Origin of the sequence: Paenibacillus silviterrae, from assembly GCF_030167925.1 — a bacterium.
Classification (GTDB): domain Bacteria; phylum Bacillota; class Bacilli; order Paenibacillales; family NBRC-103111; genus Paenibacillus_G; species Paenibacillus_G silviterrae.
In genome coordinates this window covers 996,502-1,023,285 of the sequence record NZ_JASKUT010000002.1, presented here as the reverse complement: position 1 = coordinate 1,023,285, position 26,784 = coordinate 996,502, and the positions used below count along the sequence as shown (strand labels likewise).

Sequence of the window (26,784 nt, the reverse complement as noted above, 5' to 3'; positions counted from 1 at the left end):
GGTGTCCGGTCCAGGAATGCAGGTGGTCCAGCGCGATACCCATATACAGGGAGGTCATAGAGCAAGTATGAAACGAATCAGGATTGGATTGACCGTATTATGGATGATTTGCATTTTGGCAAACGCTTTCACTCCGCTCTCGGCACAAGCGGAAGGGGCGCCTGTCCCGGTTATCGTGGAGGTTGCTCCCAATATGGCGGCTCCTGATGAGACTGTGCAGCTCATCGGACAGGATCTGGTGGGCAGCCAGGTCGGCATCCGGCTATTGCCGGATACAATTTTCGACGGAACCGTCGGTGCGCAGATGTCGGCGAACAAAAGCGAGGCGGACATCACAGGACAGCCGGAAGCGCTGCTGCCACCGCTGCTATCGGATGCCAACTCTGCCGCAGGCGTTATTCCATCGAATTGGATGCACGGGCAATACGTGGTGTGGGCGGTAAATTCCGCCGGTCGGAGCAACCCCATGTTCGTCAACAAAACCGATGTGATGTATGTGTATCCGAACACCTTGAACCTCGCCGTATCCCGGGAGGTTACCGTGATCGGAACCAATCTGACCTATAATAACGGGTCGGGTATCGGCGGTAGCCGCGTCTATTTGCGCAACAAGACAACCTCGCAATTTACCCAGGGAACGCTGAAATCGGCCACGCCTTACGAGATGGTGTTTCAGGTTCCGGATTCGGTTACAGAAGGAAGCTACGATGAGGTTTGGGTGAACAACGGCCACGGCGGGGAATTTGGCTGGAGCAAAACCGACATCACCCTGATCAACGCGCCACCGCCAACGGCTGTGTACAATGTAACGGACCCGCTGTACGGAGCGATTCCCAATGACGAAGTGGATGACGGACCCGCCATCCAGAAGGCGATCGACGCCGCCCATGCTGCCGGGGGCGGAACGGTCTTGCTGCCGGAGGGTATATACCATCTTGACAAGGAAGGAACACTTCCTGCAGCCGGCTTGACGAAGCTGGTGGATCAGAGCACCTTCGGGGCGACTCCCTCCTATGGGACGGACCGCGAATATTTTCGGGCTTTCGACTCCAATTCCACCACATTCTTCGATTTCACCGGTACGGGCCCCGGCTATACGGGTATTGATTTGGGGGAGGGCAACGCTAAACCCGTGACGGTTATCCGGTTCTTCCCGCGTCCGTCTACCAATGCCACCATTGATGCGGATATGATCGGGGGCAAGTTCCAAGGCTCTAATGACAATGTCACTTATACGGATCTGTATACCGTTGAGGCCAAGCCTTCCTTCAGCGGCAATGTGGTGAAGACGACGAACAGCTCAACCCCTTTTCGCTATCTGCGCTACATTCAGCCCGATACAGCGAAGAAAGGCTATATTGCCGAGATGGAATTTTTCACGGGTACTCCTCAGGGAGCCCTAACCGTTGGTGCCAAGCCTGAAGCCCAGCTCCAGAAGCTGACGCTGAAGGCCAATGTGACCTTGAAGGGCCAAGGCGCGGACAAAACCACCCTGAAGTACTTGGACACTGGCTCCATCGGGGGAAGGGATACCGGCGTAGGACCGGAAATGATTACCGTCACCGGCTCCAAAACAGGTATCGAAGGCCTCCGCATCGAGGGCAGCGACAGCATCGACCGGGGCATCGTCATCCATGCCGGCCTGCAGGACATCACCATCCGCAACAATATTCTTAACACCTGGTACCCGGGCCCGGCCAAGAAGGCAATGATGGGCGGCATCTGGGGCGATGGAGGGGCCAGCGGCTTAACCCGCGTGTTGCTGGAGAATAACGAGATTACGTCCGGTGGTACCCTCAACCTGTATAAGCTGTATAATAGCAAGATCTCGAACAATACCTTCCGGGGAAAGGCCTGGACTCCGGTCACCTTCACCAATTCGTACCAGAATGTCATTACCGGAAACAAGATTGACGGAAGGGACGACTCTGGCAAAAGAGGCGGGTCCCGAGGCTTTAACTTCACCCTGCACCCCAGCTCGGGTTCCTACAAGCCAACGGCCATGAACTACATCGCCCGTAACGACACGCAATACATCGGCAACGAATCGTCACCGACGAACGACGGGGAGATTCTGCTGTTCGACGCGTTGGTGGACGTGGATACGGATTTTACCGGCTCGGGCAACAAGATTCTCCATTATGGCAGCGTAAGCGCTTCGGGGTCCGACCAAGCGACGGTCAAGGGCATGAGCTGGAGCTCCAACGTGTTGAAAGACGAATACGTCCTTGTCGTAGAAGGCAAGGGGCTTGGCCAATTCAGGAAAATTACGGGCAACACAAGCGATACCATCACTGTGGAGAAGGGCTGGACGATCGTTCCCGACACGACTTCCCGGGTAGCCATCAGTCGGTTCTTCTACAGAAACATCGTCACTGATAATACCGCATCCAATAACAAGGGTAACGACATGCGGATGTACGGGCAGGTGGTCGGCAATATTTTTGATAATAACAGGTCGGTTCTTGGTAACAGCGGCTCCCCTACTGCAGGCAACGGAGGCACCGCCATCAACAGCTTTGACCGGAATCTGACTACGTACCACCCGTCTTATTACAACGTGATTAAGAATTCCTCCGGTGCTCGGGCGAACATCAGTTTCGGCGGCAACTTGCGGATCGATTCCCCCCGTTCGGTCTCCGCCATGGGCAACACGGTGAAGAACAATCAGGTGGGTTCGCTCTACGTGATCTCGGGAGGATACGATTTCTTCCCTGCGCCTAAGCAGAATCTGCTTTATAACGTTTTCGAACGGAATACGTCGTCCAGCCGGTTCCAGATCGACAGTCCTGTGGCCGGAGCAACCATAGTCCGGAACAATATCCTTCCCGGTGCCACACCTGAGGAACGATATTACAATTTCGGGACAGGAACCGTCATTATAGAAAACAACGCCAGGCTGAATGTGGCCAGGCCGCAGCCTCCGCAGCCTCCAGAGCTGCCCGGCAACGAGCCGATGCCCAATCCAGGCGGCAACAAGCTGGTCCTGCAGCAAGGCATAAGTGCCTATCAGGGTGCTGCCGATGCCTCGCTTATGTCCCACTGGCAGGGGCTGAACAACAACAATGGCGCCTACGGTGAGTTTGAGATGGCCCGCTATAACGGCGGTGGCGTGGATGACAAATACGGACTCATCAAGTTCGATGTATCCATGATTGATCCAACGAGGCCTATTCTGGGCGCTTATCTGGAGCTGTATCATACGCAGACCCGCGCCTCCTCGGAAAATTTCAAAACCGTTGACGTCCACCGAATTACGAGCTCCTGGGAGGAAGGGAACGGCAACGGCAACGGCACCTCTATCGACGGCAATACAGTGGGAACCGTTGTGGATGGTGTCACGATTACAGGTGTTACCATGAACACCAGGCCGAGCTGGGAAACAGGGGCCGATACGACGCTGGACAGTGTCGTTACCTCTTATGTCCCGGGTAATTGGTATCATTTCGATGTGACACAGGCGGCCAAGGAGTGGGTCCTGCACCCCGAATCCAACTTTGGGGTGGTGTTATTGGAGGATCTGCCCAGCAGGGCCAACGGCACTCGGACCTTTGCCTCCTCCCAGAACTCCAACTTGTCCATCCGGCCGAAGCTGACCGTCTTCTACTCGGGTGATCCCATTGTTCCCCCGGTAGACTCCGTTCCTCCGGGTGATGTGACGGAGGCAGTGGCAGTAACCGCTGACGGAATGATAAAGCTAACCTGGAAAGACAGCGAAGATACGGATTTGATGAAGGTCCGGGTGTATGCCGACGGCCGGCTGCTGGCCGAAGTGGACCGGGGTGTCCAAGCAGCAGCGCTGAACGGGCTTGACAACGGACGTCTTTACCAGCTTCGGATTGTCAGCGTGGACGGTTCGGGCAACACATCCCAAGGACGGGCGCTCGAGGCAATGCCAAGAAGCAACCAAGCTCTCTTCTGGAAGGGAATCAACCTGAACGGCCAAGCCGTTATCATTAACGAAAACCCATGGGTATCTTACAATCAGGCTAAGACGGAAGGCCTTACAGTTACGGCGGCAGGGGCGGCTCCCACCTTGGGAACCACAGCTAACTTCCCACTGCCCTTCCAGGACATCTACGATGTGACCCATATGCTCAACACGAACGTAAACGCCTCCAAAAAACCGTTGAAGCTGGAACAAAACGTTCCGAACGGCAGTTACCGCGTGTATCTGTGGTTCATAGAAACCAGTTCGGACCGTTCCCGCAGCTTCAATCTGGATGTGGAAGGACGTCGGGCGGCTACACAGATCGGGAGCGAGATTAGGAACCGGTATGCTCGTTACGGTCCGTACGATACGTCCGTCACCGATGGAGCCCTTACTCTTGACATCGGTAACGTAAAAGGCGATCCGGTGCTGTCCGGACTGGAGATTTATAAGGATTATCGTTCGGCCACCCTGCTTAAAGATTTGCGTGTGGGAGGACAGACCGTAACCGACTTTGTATATGAACCGTCAGATTATACGCTGTTCCTGCCTCCGTTCACAACGGACGTGCCGCACGTTGCGGCGGATGGGATGGATTCATCCTCTATGGTGACGGTCACGCAGGCGGTCTATTTGCCCGGCACCGCGGAGGTCCGAGTTCAATCAGCGGACAGCAGAATGGAGTCAGTGTACCGAGTGCACTTTAATCTGGAGGAGCCGAGCACCAACAATCTGCTGGCGGATCTTACGGTAAACGGCGCAACGCTGTACGGCTTCCTTCCGGAGCGGACGGTATATAGTCTCCAACTTCCGTATGGTACCTCCGTCGTCCCGGCCGTGTACGGATTGGCACAGGACGCTAAGGCAACTGTGAAAATCATGCTCCCACTGGAGCTGCCCGGAAGCGCCACAGTTGAGATCAAGGCGGAGAACGGGGATAAACGGCTCTATACCATCCAGTTCACCCTTGCCTCTCCGCCTGAGAACCCGGGCAGTGGCAACGCCGGGGGTCAAACCTCGGGAAGCGGCAACACAACGGTTACACTTCCTGCAAGTGAGCGGGAAGCGGCATTGAACCGGGCTTTTGCCCTCTTGAAGTCGGAGGTAACGCCGGAGCAGCTGAAGTCGGGACTGAACGAGGTGTTGAAGACGATTGCGAGCGTTCCGTCCTCGATGTTCTCCCTGGGTAATGCTGACGGCGGACCGCATGCAACAGCAAAGAAGGAGTTGGCTGCAATAGTCCGCGAGGCTGGGGCTGTACTGGCGAGGCTGAAGCAGGAATTGACCCGTACCGGACACCAGGACCTGGTTAAGGCGCTGAACAACCAACTGGATATTCCAGTCCCAGGTCAAGGTCGAACCCTTGTTCTCTCCATTCCGGGGGATATCGTTCAAGCACTGAAGGAAACCGGTCTGGAGGTACGGCTGATCATGAAGGACGTCGTATTCGGCATTCCGTCCGAAGCCTGGAGCACGGGAGCAGAAGCAACCGGGGTGGACCTGACCGTCCGCGGAGCAGACCAGGGTGATGCTAAGGAAGCCGCTGACCGGCTTGCCGTGAACCGCGGACGGATGGAGGGCGCCTACGAGAAACGGTCGACCTTATACGAATTCGGCATGATGCAACCGGAAGGCGCTTCCGGGGCCGCCCGCTTCAACCGCGACATTCATGTGGAGCTGCCATATGCGGCCGGCAGCATGGACGTTTCCAAGCTCGGTGTCTACTTGTACAATCCCGAACGTCAGACATGGGACTATGTCGGCGGTAAAGTGAATGAAGCGGCGAAGACCGTTGCATTCACCACTGGGCACTTCAGCAGTTATACCGTGATGGCGTATGATAAGAGCTTCCCGGACATCGTTGCACACTGGGCTAAGAAGGATATAGAAGCTATGGCCTCCCGCCATGTGGCGGATGGCGCAGACAACGGCTTGTTCCTGCCGGACCAGTCCGTATCCCGCGCGGAATTCGCAGCTTGGGTCGTACGAGGGCTGGGACTGGCTGAGGCCACAGGCGGCCTAAAGTTTGGCGATGTAGCGGCCGATGCCTGGTATGCGCCGTACATTGTCGCGGTTTCCTCCCATGGCTTGATGACGGGAGAAGAACAAGGGCAATTCCGTCCGGCTGCTCCCATCACTCGGGAGGAGATGGCAGCCGTACTTGTCCGTGCGTTGGGAACAAAGGCCGGTGCCGCCGCTGCCGGAGGCAGCCAACAACGGTTCGCCGACCAACAGGATGTCAGCAGCTGGGCCTCCGGCTCCGTCCTGACCGCAGCGCGGCTGGGTCTGGTTGAAGGCAACGAAGAGGGTGCCTTCAAGCCTCAAGATCAAGCGACAAGAGCGGAAGCGCTTGTCATTATTGGAAGATGGCTGAAGCTCCAATAAAGGGCTGAAGCGTGAAAGTGCCTTGCCGGAACTATGTACCGGCAGGGCACTTTTTGCTGATCCAGCAGGGAGGTAAGACGCATTTCGTACAATTTCTCAAAATACGCACACTCGAACAAGACAATATCCGAATACGCGTACTGGCTCCGCTCGCTGGGATTTGACATAATGCACAATAATGGTTTGCGGGTACAGGGCCATATCGGGCAGCCAGAAGGCCGGAATATCCGTTTCACATCACATAAAGGAGTGGGCAGGATGGGCAGTATTCAAGTGAAAGGTAAGTCGATTTTAATTGACGGCCGGGAGACGTTTCTCCGGTCGGGAGAAATTCATTATTTCCGCATCTACAAGCGCAATTGGCGGGAGCGGCTCCGGCAGGCGAGAGCCAATCATCTGAACGCCATCGCAAGCTATATACCGTGGGATTTCCATGAGCCGGAGGAAGGGGTCTTCGACTTCGAAGGACGTACCCTGCCCGAGCGGGACATTAGGGGATTCATGGACATGCTGTCGGAGGAGGGGCTTTACTTTATTGCGAAGCCGGGACCTTTCATCAACGCGGAGTACATCGATGGCGGACATCCCCGCTGGATGTATGAGCGGTACCCGGAGACGGTCAGCAGGCGGCCCTCCGGGGAGATGGCCTATTGGATCGGGCAGGGCAACCACATTCCCGCCCAACTCGACGATACGTTCCTGCAGCTGGCGGAGCGCTGGTATGCGCAGGTGATTCCGCTGCTGGCGGAATACAGCATCGAACGGGGCGGACCGGTTATCCTGCATCAGCCGGACAACGAGATGAACCTGCTGTTCACCTGCCTCGACCCGAACGGCTCCCTGTTCGATCCCAAGGTGCTGGGGGAGGAGGGCCATCCCGGAATGTTTCACCGGGATCTGCTGGAGCAATACGGTTCCCTGGAGGCTCTGAACCTCCGGTATGGAACCGGCTTTGCCAGACTTGACGAGATTCGGCCGCAGCAGCCTTCGGGACATTCCGACGGTGACGCACGGCTTTATCTGGACTGGATGCGCTTCCGCATGCGGTATGTGTACCGTTACGCCCATACCCTGGCGGAATGGACCCGGAATTATGGCTTGCAGGTGCCCAATACCTACAACGAGCCGATTAACGGCTTCTTCCGGGGGCCGGGCAACCATGCGGAATTCGTCCGCTACATGAAGGATAGGGGTCAGGACGTAATCACCACGTGCCACTCCTACTTGCGATATGCTTATCATATGGATGCCAATGGTGTGCCGAAGACCACGCTGCGTCTGGAGTCCCTGAAAATGCAGGCGGCGGACAATCCCGCCATTGCCATTGAGGTGGGGGCTGGCTGGATGACCCTAGATTCCGTGGCCAACTACTCCAATTATCCGGTTCATCTGCGGGTGCTTCTGGGGCACGGTATGGACGGCTACAATTACTTTATCTTCGCCTCCGGGGACAAAGGCTTCAGCCGTACCTATGTAACGGATGCCTACGATCTGTTCGCCGATCCTGTGAGCGCCTCCGGCAAGGAGCATGAAGTCTATGCCATGACCGGCGCGTTCAATCAGTTCGTCACCCAGTGGGAGCAGGAGCTGGTGGACACACGAAAACAGTATGACGTGGTGATCGGGCTGACCGGGGATCTGTACCTGATGAGCCAATATGCAGTGGAGGAAACGCAGGTATTCGAGGACAACATGTCCGGGGCCGGAAGCTTGTCCGCCAGCAAGGCCAAGGGGGCAGTGGACAGCGTCGAACAGCTGGCCAAGCTGCTCACCATGAACAATATCCAGTTCGCTGTCATGAACCTGGATTACCCCAACCGGGAGCCGGGCTTCGACGAACTCCTGATTGTTCCTAATGACGGTTCGCTGTCGGCGGAGGCATTCCGCTATCTGGACGAACACGGCGACCGTGGGGGACGGGTGGTATTATACCCCGAGGTTCCAATCAAGGATGCGGACGGCTTCCCGGCTCCCGGCCTGGCGGAAGCGCTGAACTATCGGAAGCGGCGTGAGATCCCGCGCTTTGGCATGCGAGCGGGCGACATCGGCCGCCGCTTCATGTCCATGAAAGAGTTGGACGGCATCCCGGCGGACCAGCTGATCACCATGGAGCTGCCGGCCGGAGCGGAGGAGATCGTCTCCTTCGAAGGCGAGACCAGCGCATACCAGGTGCCGTTCCGCAACGGGGGGGCCATGGTGATGGGCTTCTCGCCTCAGTTCACGGGGCTTGACAATGTGACGGCCCTGAAGCTTGCGCTGGTGCCGTTCCTCAAGCGAAGCCGCCGCTGCCATACGGCGCAGGACCGCTACCATGTCGTATGCCGGTCCGGCGAACGAATGAGCCTGGTCACTGTGGTGAACATGACCGGCTGCGCAGGCGGCGACCGCGTCATGTTGCAGACGGACGGCGGAGCCTTGGAATTCCCGCGGCGGTCCGTACTGGATGTGGCCCCGCTTACCGCCCTCATGCTCCCGGTGGAAACGAAGCTGCCTTACGGCACGCTGAAATACTGCACCAGCGAGCTCGTGCCGCTGGACGATGTCAAGCGGACCTGGCTGGCGACGGGCTCGCCGGGCAGCGAGGGCGAGCTCGCATTTGACCGGCCTGTACTTGTTTTTGCAGACGGCCGGCAAGTGGAGGTTCAGGAGGTCGACGGTCTGTTCATCGCCGTATATGTCCATGGGCTGAAGCCCACTGAACTGGTTGTGGAGCCCTTGCAGAGCATTTAATTCACCTGCGGCGGTATGTTATAATATTTTCTCACAGTTCATAGATCGGGGGGGAGAACGATGAAGTTTGTGAGCGCTTATAGGTCCAGAAAATACCTGCAGAAAATCTCCATATCCATTTCGCTGCTCATTGCATTGACGCTCTCCCTGACTTCGTTGACCCTGTACCATTATTCCGAGAAGATTGTGCAGGAAATCCAATATGACGCCAACAAGAAGGTGCTGTCCCAGGTCAACTACAACATAGGCTTTCTAGGCAAGATGATCGACAGCTTAGCCTACAATCTTTTTATGGATAACGACTTTATTCCGCTCCTCTACGGGGACGGCATGAATACCTTCGATCTCGTCAACAAGTCCGGCAAGCTGGACAAATGGGTCAATAGCAATTCCTACGTCCATTCGGTAATCATGTACAACGGCAGGGCTGACCGGATCTTCGCTGGCGGGAATATCGACATCCAGTACGAGAAGGCGCTGGATGACCAGTACCGCAGCTTCCTCCGCTATACGCCGTCCATTCAGAAGGCTTCCCTTGTTCCCATGACCTTGCCCTTGTCCGGGCAGAGGACCGACGTGTTCTCCTACATTCTCTATGACAAGGTCGGCGCCTACCAACCCGGCGACAGCGCTATGTTCGTCAATGTGAAGCCGGATTGGTTGTTCGACAACATTCGGAGATTGAACGGCTTGGGCACGGAGGTGCCTGGACAGATCGTGGTCCTGGACAGGGACGACCGTCCGTTCAGTTCCGATAGGAGGGAGGCTTCCCTGGACCCCGATCTTAAGGCGAAGCTGAAGGAGAGGGGCGGGAACGGTTCCTCCGAGCCCGGCTTTTTTGAGACTCAGATCGGCGGGGAGCCCTATATGGTCACGTACATGCCCTCGGACGCCTTCGGCTGGACCATTGTCAGCTTGCAGCCTTATGATGCCATCTTCTATAAGATTGATCGGTGGAAGTCTTTTACGTTGCTCTTGTCCGGTTTGTTCTTTCTGGTGTCTATCGCCCTGTCGGTCCTGGTCTCCCATAGGCTGTACCGTCCGATCGAGAATTTGATCAATCAGGTACGGCGGACGGGCCCTTTGGGACCGGAGGAAGAGATTGTCGGCGCCAAGGACGAATTGGCCTTCCTGTCAGAGACGTATCGACGGATTGTTGATAAAAGCGAGGTGGAGCGTAAGAGGTTCCAGGCTGATCCCAACGTGGTCAAGAACTATAATCTGCGCCGTCTTTTGGCGGACAGCGCCGCTATATCCGGCAAGGAGCTTGCCGAGCAGATTGAGCACAACGGTCTGCGCTTGAAACCGGATTCTCCAATGGTCTGCTGTATCCTCTCCATCGACCACTATTGGCAGTTCGAGAGATCGGCGCAGCAGGCGGAGAAGCGGCTGTATGCCTTTGCCGTCATGAACATCGCGGAGGAGGTGCTGTCCCGCCATTATCTGTGCGAAAGCGTGGATATGCGAAGCGGTCACTTCGTGATAATTGTGAGCGGGGCTTCTTCAGCTGCAGGGATGGAAGAGCGGATTGCAGGAGCGCTGAAGGAGATTCTACAGATTGTGAAATCCTATTACCAGCTTAGCCTGTCGGCATCGGTAAGTCCCGTATTCAGTCGGTATGAAGAGCTGCACCGAAGCTACGAGTTGGCCCAGCAAATTCTTCATTATCGGATGGTATTCGGCCATCACAGTGTCATCACCTACGATATGGTACAAGCGAGGCTGGAGAACCGGGACTTCCAGCTCCCCGCGGACCTGGAGAAGAAGCTGGGTGACAGCATGCGCTCCGGCCAGGCGGACGCTTTTGAGGAAACGCTGCACAAGCTGTTTCAGCACATCTCCAAGCTGCACCCCGATATGATCTATCATTCGCTGCTCCTGCTGCTAACCTCGTTGAAGCAGGCGGTGAACGGGTTGAACGCCAACAAGCTGTCCCCCGTCTCCATCGATTGGAGCACGATCCAAAAGCAGCTGTTGGAAAAGGAAACCTTGGACGACATGACGGCCGAGCTTTTGGAGGTGTTCCGGAGCATCGAGGGGCAGCGGGAGGATGCCGATTACTCCAAAAACAAGATTCTGGTGGACACGATCAAGGAATTCATCGAGGACCATTACCAGGACCCGAACCTGTCCCTACAAGGCATCGCCTCCATGCTGAAGATGTCATCTGCCCATGTGGGCAAGCTCTTCAAGCTGAGCGAGCAGTTGTCCGTTGCGGAGTACATTACAGAGATCCGCCTGTCCCATACGGCGCTGCTCCTGGAATCTACTGACCGCAGTGTAAGCGATGTAATGGAGAAGGTCGGGTTCATGAACAGAAGCAACTTCTACAAGCTGTTCAAGAACAAGTACGGCGTAACCCCCAACGAATATCGGTTGAAAAAAACGATTTACTGACGGCGGCCCGGCGGTAACGCCCGCAGCAGTGAACAAGCGGGTCAATGTGGCCCCAAACAAGGGCACGCGAGAAGTAAAACTTATGGTTTTGAATACCAACGGAATGATTTGAAGTCTCCAGGGCGCCGGCAACGGCGTCCTTTTGTGTACTTGGGTAATTGGACAAGTTGGGGATCTCTCGCAGCAATAACGGGCTCTTAAGCTCCGGTTCGAGGAAGCCGTTCTGTGCCGCGGAAGCTTGCAGCTAGGGGGGCAAGGTTTTTTCGCCTTGTATATGGTGTATGCAGGATTCGTTCATACAAAACCGTGGTTTGCATACACGCCAAACACTGTTTTTGAGCACAATCGTTCATTATTCAGACTTTCCGTGGCGTTGTAAGCTGTGCCAATATGGGGGTGTGACAATCACTAGGAAGGGGCGACACCATGGTAACGGCAATTTCCAAATCCAAATCCCAAAAGAAACGCGTCATCTGGCCGCTGCGGGAGTGGAGGCAATTGAATCAGAACAGGGAAATACTAGGCTTGTTCTTCCCCGGTTTTCTCTATATTCTGATCTTTTCTTATCTTCCCATGTTCGGCGTTATCTTGGCATTCAAGCGGTACAGGTACGACCAAGGGATCCTGGGCAGCGAATGGGTCGGGTTCGAGAACTTTACGTTTTTCTTCGTCTCCGAGGATGCTTGGAGAATAACGCGCAATACGGTGTTGTATGAGATCGGCTATATTTTTCTGACAATGGCCTTTGCCCTCTTGTTCGCCATCCTGCTTAACGAGATTGGAAGAAGGACCTCCAAAATTTATCAAACCGCGTTGTTCATCCCTTACTTCTTATCCTGGGTCGTCGTCAGCTATATCAGCTATGCGTTCTTAGACCAGCAAACCGGCTATCTCAACACGATTCTGCATTGGTTCGGCATGGAGCCGCACAATTGGTACTTGGAGAAGGAACCATGGCCCATTATCTTAAACATCGCCAGTCTGTGGAAGAAGGTCGGCTTCTCCGCTCTGGTTTATTACGCAGGCATTATGAGTATTAACCAAGAGTATTATGAAGCCGCCAAAATTGACGGGGCTACGCGTTTCCAAATGGCTATTAAAATTACGATACCCATGCTGGCCCCGCTAATCACTATCATGCTGATTCTTGCGGTGGGCGGCATCTTCCACGGGGATTTCGGTCTCCACTACTTCATCCCGAACAACCAGGGAATGACTTATCCGACGACTGATATTATCGACACGTATGTATACCGGGCACTTCGTACGGTTGGGGATGTTGGCATGTCTTCCGCGGTTGGACTGTACCAATCCGTCGTGGGCATGGTGCTGGTTATCGCGACCAACGCTATCGTCCGCAAGCTGAACCAAGAAAACTCCCTATGGTAGAAAGGAGGGAATTCGATGAAAACCTCATCCGTTCCTTGGGTTTCCAAAACGCTGATCCATCTTATGTTCATACTTGTTTCCATCACTATGCTCGGACCGCTCTTGCTTATCATCTCCATTTCCTTCAGCAGTGAAAACGATCTGATCCAAAACGGGTATTCCTTCTGGCCGCGGGAGTTCAGCCTGGAAGCGTACTCCATGGTACTGAAGGCACCGAAGGTGATCGCCCAGGCGTATGGCGTTACGATTCTCGTTACGGTCATCGGCACCGTTGTCGGTCTTTTCCTGACGGCAACCACCGCATACGCTATTTCGAGGACTAACTTCCGTTACGGCCGGATCGGCACCTTCTATATTTTCTTCACCATGCTGTTCAGCGGTGGACTGGTGCCGTCCTACATTCTGATGACCCAGGTTTTGCACCTGAAGGATACGCTGTGGGCGCTAATTCTGCCGGGGCTGCTCACCCCCTTCAACATCATGATCATGAAGGGCTTCATGGTGAAGGTGCCGGTGGAGATCATCGAATCCGCCAAGGTGGATAGCGCCAAGGAGTGGACCATCTTCTTCCGGATCATTTTGCCGCTGTCAACGCCTGCACTCGCTACACTGGGACTGTTCATTTCCTTCAACTATTGGAACGCCTGGTTTCCGGCGATGCTGTATATCGACAACCCCAATCTGGTGCCGCTCCAGCTCATGATGGTCCGCATCATGGACAGCATTGAATTTTTAAGCCAGAACGAGCAGATGCTCTCCCAGATGGGCGCGGTGCAGGCGGATTTTCCCACGCTATCCGCCAGGATGGCCATGGTGGTGCTGGCGGCTGGACCCATGCTGGTGGTGTTCCCGTTTTTTCAACGATTCTTTGTGCAAGGGCTGACGGTTGGTTCTCTTAAGGGCTAATGAGGACAACCTTTATCCAATAAAGGCAATTAGGCAATAAAGGGGAAAAACGGTGAAGGGGGAGAATACCGGCAAGCACCTGTCATGAACGATGCAAAGTCGTGGTAAGACAAAACAAGGCAAGACGGCATACTTAGGTTTCTAGTATACTCATTATTAGTAGGGGAGGATATTCAAATGAAAGTGGCCAACAAAGTATCCCTGTCCGGCATGTCCATCCTGCTGGCGGCATCCTTGGCATTAACGGCATGCAGCAGCTCTAACAACAACAAGTCTCCGGACGGTTCTTCAGCGCCAAGCGCTAATCCGACTGAGAGCTCTCTTCCTCCTGTGGAGCTGACATGGTATTACCTCGACAGCAGCCAGCAGGCGGATCTGGCCTCCGTGGAAACGGAAGTCAACAAGTACATCAAATCGAAGCTGAACGCGACAGTGAAGCTGAAGCCCATCGCCGGTGCCGATTATGAGCAAAAGATGAACACGTCTATCGCATCCGGAGAGAACTTCGACCTGGTATGGACCTCCGACTGGCGGTTCGACTTTAACTCCAATACCCAGAAAGGCGCCTTCCTGGAGCTGGATGGGCTCCTTGATAAGTATGGACAGAAGCTCAAGGTGAGCCTGCCTGCCGCCGCTTGGGACGACATGAAGGTAAACGGCAAAATTTACGGCATCCCGAACTACCAGATCGCGGCGAAATCCGCCGGCTTTGTGGTGCAGAAGCGTTTTGCCGATAAATATAAGCTGGACCCCAGCAAGATCAAGACCTATCGGGATATGGAGCCGTTCTTCGAGCAGATCAAGCAGAATGAGCCGGGCATTATTCCGTTTGGGATCAACGGTGATTTTTTCGAATCGCGGGTATACGGAATAAATAGCTACAACAAAATGACTCATAAGACAGTGGACGGCAAAGTGACGGTTCTGGATCAAATCACCCTGCCGGAATATCAAAAGCATGTTGCCATGGCCCATGAATGGTATAAGAAAAAGTATATCAACGAAGATGCGGCAACTTTGAAGAATAAAGCGGACGTAGAGAAGAAAGGCATATACGCGGCGACTTTCGACTACACCCAGAAGCCGGGCGGCGAGGCGGCAGCCAAAGCAGGCAACGGCGGCAATGACGTAGTCTTTGTGCCGTTGGTGGAGCCGCAATTTACGGGCGTTACCGCCAGCATCACTGCTGTCAGCCGCACCTCCAAACATCCGGAGCGCGCCGTTATGCTTGCCGAGTTGATTAACACCGACCCGGCGCTCTACAACATGCTTGCCTTCGGCATCGAGAACAAGCATTACACCAAGATCGGAGGCAACACCATCAAGGTGAACACCACAGCTGGTTACAACCCGGGTATGAACTGGGTTATGGGCAACGTCACCATCGGTTACCTGACGGAGGGACAGCCTGACGATACTTGGGAAAGAACGAAGAAGGCCAACGAAATCGGTAAAAAAGATATCCTTTACGGCTTCAAATTTAACGTAGAAGCAGTTAAGGCCGAAGAGGCCAACCTGAAGGCGGTGGAGAGCGAGTTCAAGAAGGTGCTGGATACCGGAACCGTGGACCCGGCCAAATATTTGCCCCAATTCGTGGAGAAGCGCCAAAAGGCCGGACTCGACAAATACATGGCTGAATATCAAAGACAAATTGACGAATTCTTGAAAAACAAAGGCAAATAAGGCCAAATGGTATCCGCCGGGAAAGGTTCCGCCTGTCCCGGCGGATTTCCTTGTTCAAATGGGCGGTGACACTACAATCAAATTGAAAGTAAGGAACAGAGAATAATGAATTTATTCCGCCTTTCCTTTTGCTAAGATTCAGTTAAGAAGTTCACCATCACAGAAAAGAGGGGAAAGGAATTGAAGAAACAATTGAAAATCGTTTGTGCCTCCATTCTGGCGGTTAGCTTGCTAGCAGGCTGCTCGGACCAAGGCGGCAACCAGAGCACTACAGGCGGCAACGTAACCGCGGGCAAGGAAAAGCAGGTAACGCTCACATTCTGGAGAAACTCCGGGAATGACACGGAAAACGCAGCTTATGACAAGCTTGTCGCTTCTTTTATGGAGAAGAATCCCAACATTAAGGTCGAAATGACTCCGATTCCATATTCGGATTACGACACCAAGCTCAGGGTTTCCATCGCTTCAGGCAGCCCGCCGGACATTATGGCGCTCGACGCTCCGACATTAGGCTCCTATGCGCATGCGGGGGCGCTCAAGCCGCTAACGGCTTATTTCAAAGCGGACGGCAACATGGACGATATCCCCAAGTCGACGCTGGCCACCTATACGTACAAAAACGACATCTACATGGCACCTCTGACGGAATCGTCAATTGCGCTGTTCTATAATAAAAAGATGTTCGAAGCCAAGGGCATCCCGCTTCCTTCCAAAAATCCGGATGAGCCTTGGACTTGGGAGCAGGTACTGGAGGCAGCGAAGAAAATTAACGATCCGGCGGCAGGGATATTCGGAATCGATCCGGCGCAGGGCTTTAACAACGCGGGAGCTACGGCGTATTTCAAATATCCGATCTTATGGCAATTCGGCGGGGAGATCATGGATTCGGAAGGCAAAACGTCTAAAGGCTTTCTCGATTCGAAAGAGACGAAGCAAGCACTGCAATTTTATGCAGACATGTACAACAAGCACGGTGTTTCCGCATTGGAATATCCGCCGGATCCGTTCCCGAACGGGAAGCTGGGCATGACCGTGGACGGTTCCTGGTCGCTCGCTTACCTCGCCGATAAGTTCCCGAACTTCAAGCTGGGTCAGGATTACGACATTGCGCCGTTGCCAAAAGGAACGAAGCAAGCGGTAGCCAACGGAAGCTGGGCGCTCGGCATTTCAGCCAAAAGCCAAAACCCGGATGAGGCTTGGAAATTTGTCAATTATGTCACCAGCAAGGAAGGACAAATCGCGTACAGCACCATGACCAAGGACATTCCTTCGCGTTATTCGGCTGCCAAGGAGTTTCCGGAGTTGAACCAATATCCGAAGAACATCTTCGTTGTGCAAAATCAGAAATACGGAAGACCTCGTCCGATCACGCCGATTTTCCCTCAAATGTCGGAGGCCGTGAAAACGCTGTTTGAAGAAGTGGTTATCGGCAAACGAAATATCGATGCATCCACCGCCGAAGCCATTAAGAAGATCGACAAGGCCTACTCGGATTTGGGAATGCAGAAGTAAGCTATTAAGCTCCGGCTGACAAACGATGCAGAAGAGGCGGTTCAACCTGTTGAACGCCTCTTTCTGTTATAATGGACGTAACTCTTCTATATCGACTTAGCTTACTAATGCAATTGCTGGGAGGGCTGTCCGGTGTTTTACTCATTACGCAGTCGTCTGATGACGGCTTTCTCCATTCTCATGATTATTCCCTTCGCTGCGATGGCTTTTTTTCTAAGCGAGCAATCTTCCCGGCTGATTCAAGCCTCCGTAGAATCCTCAGCCTTGCAGACGATTGAACAGTTCGCCTCCCATGTGAATACACTGCTGACGCAGGTCGAGGATATCGGCAATCAAGCGATGAGCAGCAGAGTAACGCAGGAATGGGCGGCCACGCTTCTCCAACAGGGGCAAGCTGTGCAAGAGCAGATTATGTCCAAGCAAAGAATGCGGGAGCACTTATCCTCGTATACCATTAACAACTCGAACGGCATTACACTCTCTGCCTTTGCTAAGGAAGGGGGCGGCATTTGGACGCAAGACCGCACTTATTTGAATAGCGCTTGGTATAAAGATTATACATCCGATGGCAGGAGATGGACTTCGGCACATAAAGAGCCTGACCAAGCGGATGATTTGCTGCGCTCTCGCCACGTGAACAGTCTGATTGTTCCTATGGTGCATCTGCAGAACTTGCGTAACGTAGGCGTTCTCAAAGTGAATTACCCTACTTCCTTGCTTCGCAATGCGATCGATAAAATCCACTTTGGGAAAACAGGCGAGGTGTTTCTGCTCACGAACAATGGGGAAAGAATCCTGAATCAAGATTTGTCCGTTAAACAGGATTTGCTCCGGATCGGCATAGTCGAGGCGAAGCTTCGCTATCCGCGGCAGGCAAGCGGTGTTTTTCCTATCGAGCATCAGGGAATTACTTACTCGATCTTCTTTCGCCAGCTTGCCGGGCAGAATTGGACCCTCATCGGCACCGTACCTCAAGAGGAGCTGTATGCCCAGATTCATCAGACGCGCCAGATGATCGTTCTCGTCAGCGCGCTTTTGCTTTTGCTTGCCTTGGCCGTAGCCTACCGGCTTTCCTACGGTATTACCAGACCTCTCAGCAGAATGGCTCTCGCTATGAAGCATGTGAAACGCGGGGAGTTTGCCACCGCGCTTGGTCTTATGCAGGATTTGCCCGTCAAAGGCAGCGAAGTGGGCTACGTGGCCGGCGTGTTCGACCAAATGACGCAGCGCCTGAAATACTTGATCGAGACGGAATATGAAATGAACCTGCGCAGAAGAAACGCGGAGTATAAAGCGCTGCTGCTGCAGATCAACCCGCACTTTTACAACAATACGCTGGAGATCATCAGCGGTTTGGCCGCAACAAAGCGGGAAGAGCTCGTCATGGATGCAACGGAAGCGTTAGGGAAAATGATGCGGTATTCGCTCAATCTGAACAGCGATTTGGTTCAAGTCGGTGAAGAGATGGACTACATCCGCGATTATTTATTTATCCTCCAGCTGAGGCATGGGGAACGGTTGCGCATGGAGGTACAGGAGGATCAGGAGAGCAGAAGGCTGCTGATCACCAAGTTCATCCTGCAGCCGCTGGTGGAGAATGCTGTGAAATACAGCCTGGAGAAGGACGGGCCTGCCGAGGTGTGCATCCGTTCATCTATAGTAGATGACCATTTGTATTTATCCGTGCGCGATAATGGAATCGGCATGTCCGAGGAACAGATTCGCCTTCTGCAGGAGGAAGGAAGCAAGGATGATTTCATTGCTATCCTTAACAACGAAGGGTACAGCATTGGGCTTCGCAACGTCCTCTCCCGCTGCCGGTTGAACTATGGGCCCGAGTTCGAGTTCATCCTTCATTCTGCAGAGGGACAAGGTACGGAAATCATTCTCCAGCTTCCGTTGATAAGGGGTTGATTTACACATGTACAAGATCATGCTGATTGACGATGAGATAGGGGTACGCAACAGCATCAAAGCGAAGATTGACTGGGCTGCCGCGGGCTACCGGATCGAAAGCGAAGCGTCGAACGGACTGGAGGCGCTGAGGCTTCTTCAGAAGCAGCCGCTGCCGGATGTGATCATTTCCGATGTGCGGATGCCGCAAATGGACGGGATTGCTTTCATCAAGGAATGTAAAAAGCAATATCCCGACATTAAAATCGTGGTCTTGTCGGGCTATTCCGACTTCGAATATATGAAGGCGGCCATTCAATACGGCGTCAAGGATTACCTGCTGAAGCCGGTCGTCCGAAGCGAATTGACCGTACTGCTCAGCAAGCTGGCCGATGAGCTGAAGGAAGACCAAACGAAGAGTCAAACCGAGCGGCTGGACCCAATCCAAAACAGCGAGCATTGGCGAACGCTTCAGGAACAGCTGATCTGGAAGCTTGTCAAGGAGGAGTGGTCCAGCTTATCAGACTTGAAGGAAAGATTGCATCGCTTGCAGCTGGGCGCCCTGGCTGTGGATGAGCTGCACGTCCGGTTCTGTGTGGTCGAAATGAGAATACCGAAAGGGAGACTGGACGATTGGAGCGAACGCAAGGATCTGCTTGGCCTCGCCTTCGGGATGGTATGCAGGGAAACGGTGGAGCCATGGTCGCAGGTCTACCCCCTATACGACTATCATTACCCTTCCATGATGTATTTCCTCATTGTTCGAGAGGAAGGGAAGGATGAAGGGGAGGCGGCTGCCGAGCTGACCCGTGTGCTGCGGCGCAATATCAAGCAGTACCTTCGCGTCGAAACGGTTATCGGCATGGGGGAATCCGTGAATGGGTTAGCTAAGTGGAAGGATGCCTATGCTTCCTGCATGCTGGCATGGAGTCAAGGAACGGTCGTCGAATCTCCCGGGGGGAAGCAGCCGCTCTCCGGATTGGAGCATTCCTTGTCTCCCGATATGGAACGCAAGCTGACCATAGCGATCGAAGGACTGGATACGACGGCGTTACAGAAGCATCTGCAAACGATCTTTCACACCGGCTCGGATACGCCAATGTTTGCCTTCACCTTCCTTACGTTTCGAATGATCCTGCTGTTCAGCACCATTGCCAAAAAATTCGAGATCGGCGACTCTTCCCTTCAACGGCATTTATGGAATTGCCAAATGGCTGTCAGGGACTCGAACTCCAAAGAGCAAGTGTTTCAGCAGCTGGAGGAGCTGGCACAGCTGGTTATGGAAGAGGTCAGGAAAACCCGGTTCTCCCAGGGCCAGCAGCTCGCGGAAGCTGTCCGAAGGTACGTTGACGAGAATTTCTCCTATGAGCTTTCTTTGTCTTCCTTAGCTGAAATGTTCCATATCAATGAGACTTATCTGTCCGGCTTGTTCAAGCAAAATGCCGGGCTCACCTTCAGCGATTACGTATTGAAGCTGCGTATGGAGAAGGCAGTGGAGCTGATGAAGGAAAAGCGGTTGAAGCTTACGGATATTGCCACGATCGCAGGCTATTCCAGCTCCAGCTATTTCAGCACCGCATTCAAAAAGTACTTTGGCATGAGCCCGAAGGAATACCGGGAGGAGCTTCTCGGACAGGAATAGCATCGTCATCAAGTAAGCCTCACTCCTAAATCCTGGAGTGAGGCTTTTTCGTCATGCATAAGCAAGTTAAAACAAAAGTTCTGATCATATTGAAATGAATGCGTGAGAATCTTCGATACAATGAGGGAAACCATTGGCGAAGGAGTCACAAGATGTGGAGTAACAAATTGAAACGTTCATCGGCGGGTACGCTGCTCCTCTTCAGTATATTGGCATCGGGCTGCACGGATGCGGCGGGAAGCAAAGAGCCGAACCATTATACGGAGCCGTTCCGGCCGCAATATCATCTGTCGCCTCCGACAGGCCATATGAGCGATCCGAACGGCATGGTGTTTTTCGAAGGGGAGTATCACCAGTTTTATCAAAACAGCGGGCAATGGGGGCATGCGGTGAGCAAGGATCTCCTGCATTGGGAGCATCTGCCCGTAGCGCTGGCGCGGGACTCGCTCGGTGAAATCTGGTCGGGCAGCGCCGTGGTGGATTGGAAGGATACGAGCGGTTTTTTTCAGGGAAAGCCCGGACTGGTTGCGATATTTACTCACTTCAAGAACGGGGAGCAATCGCAGAGCATCGCATACAGCTCGGATAAGGGACGGACCTGGACGAAATACGCAGGCAATCCTGTCATTCCGAATCCCGGTCTGAAGGATTTCAGGGACCCTAAAGTGATCTGGTATGAGCCCACCCGCTCTTGGGTCATGGTCGTCTCGGTGGATCAGAAGGTCCAGTTCTACGCTTCCGCAAACCTGAAGGAGTGGAAGCTGGAAAGCGAATTCGGCCTAGGTCAGGGCTCACATGCGGCGGTATGGGAATGTCCCGACCTGTTCGAGCTGCCGGTGGAAGGCAAGAAGGAGAAGAAATGGGTACTCGCCGTTTCCATTGGAAATAACACCGTAACGAAGGGCTCCACCGCCCAATATTTCGTCGGCGCCTTCGACGGGAAGACGTTCAAAAACGAGAACCCACCGAATCAAACGTTATGGACCGACTATGGCAAGGACTTCTACGCGGCGGTATCCTTCTCCGATATTCCCGCCAAGGACGGCCGGAGAATCTGGACGGGGTGGATGTCCAATTGGAGATATCCGTTCCAGATGCCGACCGCCGCATGGAAAGGCAATTTATCCATCCCGCGGGAGCTGAAGCTGCGGGATATTCCGGGGACCGGCCTTAGGCTCGTTCAGCTTCCGGTCAAAGAGCTGACGAAGCTGCGCGGCAAAGCTGTTCAGCTGTCCCGGCAGGAGCTGGTTCCCGGTCGCAACCCGCTTGCCGGGATGAAGGGAACCTCTTATGAGCTGGAGGCGGAATTTACTGCGGGCAGCGGCTCGAGGTTCGGATTCAAGCTTAGGACAGGATTAGGGCAAGAGACGCTGGTCGGCTACGATGCCTCCGCCTCGAAGCTTACGGTTGACCGTACGAAATCAGGCCTCTCTACCTTCGAAAGCGGCTTTGCCGAGATCATGCAGGCCCCCGTACAGCCAAACGAAGGAAAGCTTAAGCTTCGCGTCTTCGTGGATGAATCGACATTAGAAGTATTCGCCAATGACGGCGAAGCCGTGGTGTCGTCTATCCTGTTCCCGAATGCCGTTAGCAATGGATTGGAGCTCTTCGTTTCGGAGGGTAAAGTTACCTTGGAGAAGCTCCGCTATTATCCCATGAAGTCCATATGGCGCGATGAGGACCCGAGCGGAACAACTCCGCTCCGCGTTGTGCTGAGCATGCCCGTTCTGGATGTCGAGGTCGGTCAGACTGGGCAGGTGGAGGCTGCGGTGATTCCTCTGTCGGCAGCACAGGAGCTGAAGTGGGAAAGCAGTCATCCTGAGGTTGCCGCTGTGAAGGGAACGGGGATAACGACCGCTGCCGTAACCGGCCTGAAAGCCGGAGAAGCGGAGATCAAGGCTGTTGCGGGAGACGGCTCGGTGGCCAGCGTCTTGAATGTGTTTGTTTTTGAAAAAAAATAATCCTGGGGGAAGGGCTACGTCATGGAAATACCTACTTTACTGTCGGCGACAAATGAAAAGCGAGCAGCCAAGCGATTTCAGCGACACGAGCAAACGACCGCTCTTTGGTTCATTCTGCCTGCGCTGCTTTTGCTGATTGTATTTGTTTTCTACCCGATGCTTCAAGCGTTCATCATCTCCTTTCAGAATTACTCGCTCGTGGCATCCAAGAAGTCCTTCATCGGACTGGACAATTATATTGCCTTATGGCATGACAAAGCATTCCACAACAGCTTGAAGAACTCTTTCTACTTTGCTGCCGTGGTGATTCCGATCCAAACCATCATCTCCTTAGGTCTTGCTTTGCTGATACAGAAGCCTGCGCGGATGACGGGATTATTCCGGACCGCTTATTTTATCCCGGTGGTCATCTCTACCGGCGTGGCGGCTACTGTATTCAAGTTAATCTACAATAAAGAGTTCGGTCTGCTGAACACGATATTGAAAACGGTGGGCTTGCCCATTACGAGCTTTCTATCCAATCCCGAAACGGCGATGAACGGCGTCATTGGTCTTGGGATTTGGAAGGCTGCGGGATTTTTCATGATTATCTTCCTCGCAGGCTTAAATAACATTCCGGGGGATCTGTACGAAGCGGCAAGAGTCGACGGGGCTTCCAAAATCCAGCAGTTTGTCAGCATCACGCTTCCGCTGCTGAAGCGGACGATCGCCTTTGTCGTTATAATTACCACGATCGATGCGATCAAGCTGTCCGGACTGGTATTCGTGCTCACGAACGGAGGGCCGAACGGCTCTACGGAAACGGTCGTATTTTATATTTACAAGCTTGCGTTCCAGCAGATGCAAATGGGTTATGCGACGGCTGCCGCCTTGGTGTTGTTTGCCATCGTATTAACGATTTCCATTATCCAAATGAGGCTCTTTAGAGAGGATACCGAGGAATAGGGGGAAGGAAACCATGAAGAAACCGCTCTTAGTTGTCAAATATGCTGTCATGCTGCTTTGCGCAGCGGTCTCGATTCTCCCCATTGTGTGGATGGTATTCGGATCGCTTCGCCCCTATCAGGAATTGTTCAAATATGCTTCTACGCTGAATGCCCACATGCTGATCCCCATCGATTTTACATGGAAAAACTATGAGAACGTCATGTTCGGCGCCCGCACCTCGTTTCTCCGTTATATCGGCAATACGTTTTGGGTCGCTGCCGTCATCACCGCTGCGGTACTAGTCATTAACTCGATGGCAGCATTCGCCTTCGCCAAGCTTCGATTTCGCCTGAAGCCGGTACTGTTTGCTTTGTTTATGTCAGCGATGATTATTCCCGGGGAAGTGACGCTTGTACCGAACTATTTGCTCCTGCATAAATTGGAGTGGCTGAACTCTTACAAGGCCGTCATTGTTCCTTCCATGCTGTCTGTGTTCGGAATTTTCATGCTGAGGCAATTTTTCGCGGAAATCCCGGATGAAATCCTGGAGGCGGCGCGAATCGACGGAGCATCCTTGCCGCGGACGTTCGTGACCATAATGCTTCCCGCGGCGGTGCCTGCACTGATTACGCTTGGCATTGTGACCTTCTTAGGCAACTGGGACGCCTATCTCTGGCCGTTGATTGTCATTAACGACAACAAAAAACAGTTGATCCAGGTAGCCATCTCCGCCCTTTCCTCTACAGAAGGCACGGATTGGTCCAAGCTGCTGGCTGCCAATACGCTCTCTACGCTGCCGATTCTGCTGCTGTTTCTTTTCCTTCAGCGCTATTATATCCAAGGGATCACTATGTCGGGCATTAAAGGCTAAAGAGAATAATGGAGGCTATCAATATGAAATACGATATTGTAACACTGGGCGAATGCTTGATCGACTTCACACCCCATGGGTTTTCGGAAGCAGGACAGCCGCTTTATGAACGCAATCCGGGCGGAGCGCCCGTGAATGTTGCCGCGGCACTGTCGAAGCTTGGCAGGAAAGCGGCATTCGTCGGGAAGGTGGGCAGCGACCCCTTCGGGGACTATTTAAATGAGGCGCTGCGAAGTTATGGCATATCGGTTCAAGGGCTGGTGACGACAGCCGAAGCGCATACGACCATGGCCTTCGTTCACTTGGATGAGACAGGAGACCGCTCGTTTCATTTCTGCCGCCAGCCGGGGGCCGATCAACTTTTGCAATTTGAGGACGTCGAGCCGTCCCTGCTGGAGAATACCGCCATTTTCCATTTCGGCTCCATCTCCATGACCTCCGAGCCGGCCTGCGGTGCTACCCTGCAATCCGTCCGAAGAGCCAAGAGCCGGGGAGCGATGATCTCGTACGACCCCAATTGGCGTCCATCCTTATGGAAGGATACCGATCAGGCGAGGAAGACGATTCAAGCAGGATTAGCCTTAGCTGATGTGGTGAAGGTTTCGGAGGAGGAGCTGCGCTTTCTGACAGGGGAAGAGGAGCTGGCAACCGGAGCGGCGCAGCTTATCGAGCAATACTCGATCAGCCTGCTGCTGGTTACGGCAGGACCTCGTGGAGCTTATTACCGTACGGAGAAATTATGGGGCGGCGTGGCCTCATTTCCCGTGAAGGTTGTGGATACGACGGGAGCCGGGGACGGCTTCCTGGGGGCTTTTCTGTACCAGCTACTGGAGCAAAAGAAGCCGATCCCCGGGTGGAGCGAAGAGGATCTGTTCAAGTCTGTCGCCTTTGCCAATGCAGCGGGCGCTTTGGCAACGACTCGTAAGGGCGCCATTCCGTCCTTGGCCGGACCAGATGAGATTCACGAGCTTCTATCGGCACATCATGAAATGAAGGAGATGTATAACTCATGACTAACAAAATTAAATTGCCAGGGTCTCATCGAGCACGGGTGGATGCGGCGAATGAAGCGCTCCAAGAGCTGTCGAAGGCGATACCGCAGGACGGCTTCCGCTTGCATTACCACTTGATGCCGCCGGCCGGATGGATGAACGATCCGAACGGACTTATTTATTATCAAGGGGAATATCATGTGTTTTACCAGCATTATCCTTACAAGCCGCAGCATGGGCCAATGTACTGGGGACATGCCAAGAGCAGCGACCTAGTCCACTGGGGGCACCTTCCAGTCGCTATCGCTCCGTCGAGGGATTATGATCTGGGTACGGAGGGTGGCTATGGCTGCTGGTCGGGAAGCGCGGTTGAACAGGATGGCGTTCTGACCTTGGTCTATACGGGACATGTGGATGGCCGGAGCCCCGAGGAAGTACAGTGCATTGCGACAAGCAAGGACGGCGTACACTTCGAGAAGCCGTATGATAATCCGGTGATTTCCGGACCGCCGTCGGAGGGCGGCTTCGGGTTTCGCGACCCGAAGGTATGGAAGCGCGGCGAGGATTGGTATATGGTGCTCGGATATGGGAAGGACGGCCTGGGGAAGGCGCTGCTTTATACATCGAAGGATTTGAGAAGCTGGCACTATATGGGGGTGGCCGCTGAGAGCGACGGCACAATGGGCAACATGTGGGAATGCCCGGATTTGTTTCCGCTCGGAGATGGAGATAGGCATATCCTAGTCATCTCACCTATGAATATGGGAGCAACCAAGACAATGTATTTGTCCGGGACTATGGATTACGCCACGGGCAAGCTGCATTACAGCACATCCGAACGGCTTGACTACGGCTTCGACTTTTATGCACCCCAGACGTTCCTGGATCATGAAGGCAGGCGAATTCTGATCGGCTGGATGAACATTTGGGGAGCTAGGATGCCGGAGCAGGAGGAAGGCTGGATGGGGGCATTCACCCTTCCCCGGGAGCTGAAGCTGTCGGAGGACGGGACGCTGCGGATGGTACCGGTGAAGGAACTGCAGTCACTGCGCGGTGAGCGGTACGAACTCAGCCGGCGAACGTTCGCTTCGGATACCGTAACTCTCGTTGACGGGTTATTCGGGGATGCATTGGAAATAGTGGCCATATTTGATGCAAGTGCATCAGGAGCTGAAGCTGAATTCGGCCTGCAGGTCCGTTCCTCGCCGAATCAGGAGGAGTTCACGGAAATCGTCTATTCCGCAGCCGAACGGAAGCTTAAGATGGACCGTACCCGTGCCGGTAAGGGAGATGGGGGTATCAGTGAGGCTGATCTGCAGCCGATGAACGATGGACGGATCAAGCTGCATATATTCCTGGACCGTTCCTCTATAGAACTGTTTGCAAACGATGGTCAACGAACAATTACGAATCGTATTTATCCGGATCCCAGCTCAATTGGTGTAAAACTCGTTTCACGAAATGGGAACGCCGAGCTGCTGGAACTCACGGCGTGGCGGTTACATTCCATCTGGAACAATGTATAAATTTAGTGACTTCTATAAATTACATCGGGCATCATCTTG

The 26,784-nt window shown here is 53.8% G+C and carries 14 protein-coding genes; all 14 read left to right on the top strand.

Annotated features, from left to right (window positions below):
- Nucleotides 1-67: 67 nt before the first annotated feature.
- The 14 genes from QMO62_RS27785 (at nucleotide 68) to QMO62_RS27720 (ending at nucleotide 26,745) form a co-directional block, all read left to right on the top strand.
- Complete coding sequence (locus QMO62_RS27785; protein WP_284645746.1) at nucleotides 68-6,316, top strand: S-layer homology domain-containing protein; 6,249 nt, start codon at nucleotides 68-70, stop codon at nucleotides 6,314-6,316.
- A gap of 258 nt (nucleotides 6,317-6,574) precedes the next feature.
- On the top strand, nucleotides 6,575-9,046 hold the full coding sequence (locus QMO62_RS27780) for a beta-galactosidase (RefSeq protein WP_284645745.1): 2,472 nt from the start codon (nucleotides 6,575-6,577) through the stop codon (nucleotides 9,044-9,046).
- 60 nt (nucleotides 9,047-9,106) lie between these two features.
- A complete protein-coding gene (locus QMO62_RS27775; protein WP_284645744.1) occupies nucleotides 9,107-11,443 on the top strand; it encodes a helix-turn-helix domain-containing protein in 2,337 nt (778 codons plus the stop codon).
- 426 nt (nucleotides 11,444-11,869) lie between these two features.
- Nucleotides 11,870-12,832 carry an ABC transporter permease gene (locus tag QMO62_RS27770; protein WP_284645743.1) on the top strand — a complete coding sequence of 321 codons (963 nt, stop codon included), beginning with the start codon at nucleotides 11,870-11,872 and terminating at the stop codon, nucleotides 12,830-12,832.
- A gap of 15 nt (nucleotides 12,833-12,847) precedes the next feature.
- On the top strand, nucleotides 12,848-13,738 hold the full coding sequence (locus tag QMO62_RS27765) for a carbohydrate ABC transporter permease (RefSeq protein WP_284645742.1): 891 nt from the start codon (nucleotides 12,848-12,850) through the stop codon (nucleotides 13,736-13,738).
- Between the two features lie 177 nt (nucleotides 13,739-13,915).
- Entirely contained in the window at nucleotides 13,916-15,421 is a 1,506-nt protein-coding gene (locus QMO62_RS27760) for an ABC transporter substrate-binding protein (RefSeq protein WP_284645741.1), read from the top strand.
- A 180-nt stretch (nucleotides 15,422-15,601) separates the two neighbouring features.
- Nucleotides 15,602-16,933: an ABC transporter substrate-binding protein gene (locus QMO62_RS27755; protein ID WP_284645740.1), complete on the top strand. Its 1,332-nt coding sequence runs from the start codon at nucleotides 15,602-15,604 to the stop codon at nucleotides 16,931-16,933.
- A gap of 132 nt (nucleotides 16,934-17,065) precedes the next feature.
- Nucleotides 17,066-18,847 (top strand): cache domain-containing sensor histidine kinase, encoded by a 1,782-nt coding sequence (locus tag QMO62_RS27750; RefSeq protein ID WP_284645739.1) that lies wholly within the window; start codon nucleotides 17,066-17,068, stop codon nucleotides 18,845-18,847.
- A 7-nt stretch (nucleotides 18,848-18,854) separates the two neighbouring features.
- Nucleotides 18,855-20,468, top strand: coding sequence for a response regulator (locus QMO62_RS27745; RefSeq protein WP_284645738.1), 1,614 nt, complete (start codon nucleotides 18,855-18,857; stop codon nucleotides 20,466-20,468).
- Nucleotides 20,469-20,620: 152 nt separating this feature from the next.
- Nucleotides 20,621-22,429, top strand: coding sequence for a GH32 C-terminal domain-containing protein (locus QMO62_RS27740; RefSeq protein ID WP_284645737.1), 1,809 nt, complete (start codon nucleotides 20,621-20,623; stop codon nucleotides 22,427-22,429).
- A gap of 21 nt (nucleotides 22,430-22,450) precedes the next feature.
- The gene (locus tag QMO62_RS27735) at nucleotides 22,451-23,374 is read left to right on the top strand and encodes a carbohydrate ABC transporter permease (RefSeq protein WP_284645736.1); all 924 of its coding nucleotides are present in this window, start codon (nucleotides 22,451-22,453) and stop codon (nucleotides 23,372-23,374) included.
- A gap of 13 nt (nucleotides 23,375-23,387) precedes the next feature.
- Nucleotides 23,388-24,227 carry a carbohydrate ABC transporter permease gene (locus QMO62_RS27730; protein WP_284645735.1) on the top strand — a complete coding sequence of 280 codons (840 nt, stop codon included), beginning with the start codon at nucleotides 23,388-23,390 and terminating at the stop codon, nucleotides 24,225-24,227.
- Nucleotides 24,228-24,250: 23 nt separating this feature from the next.
- Complete coding sequence (locus tag QMO62_RS27725) at nucleotides 24,251-25,240, top strand: carbohydrate kinase family protein (protein WP_284645734.1); 990 nt, start codon at nucleotides 24,251-24,253, stop codon at nucleotides 25,238-25,240.
- Nucleotides 25,237-26,745: a glycoside hydrolase family 32 protein gene (locus QMO62_RS27720; protein WP_284645733.1), complete on the top strand. Its 1,509-nt coding sequence runs from the start codon at nucleotides 25,237-25,239 to the stop codon at nucleotides 26,743-26,745. The genes QMO62_RS27725 and QMO62_RS27720 overlap by 4 nt, the downstream gene beginning before the upstream one ends.
- The last annotated feature ends 39 nt before the right edge of the window (nucleotides 26,746-26,784 follow it).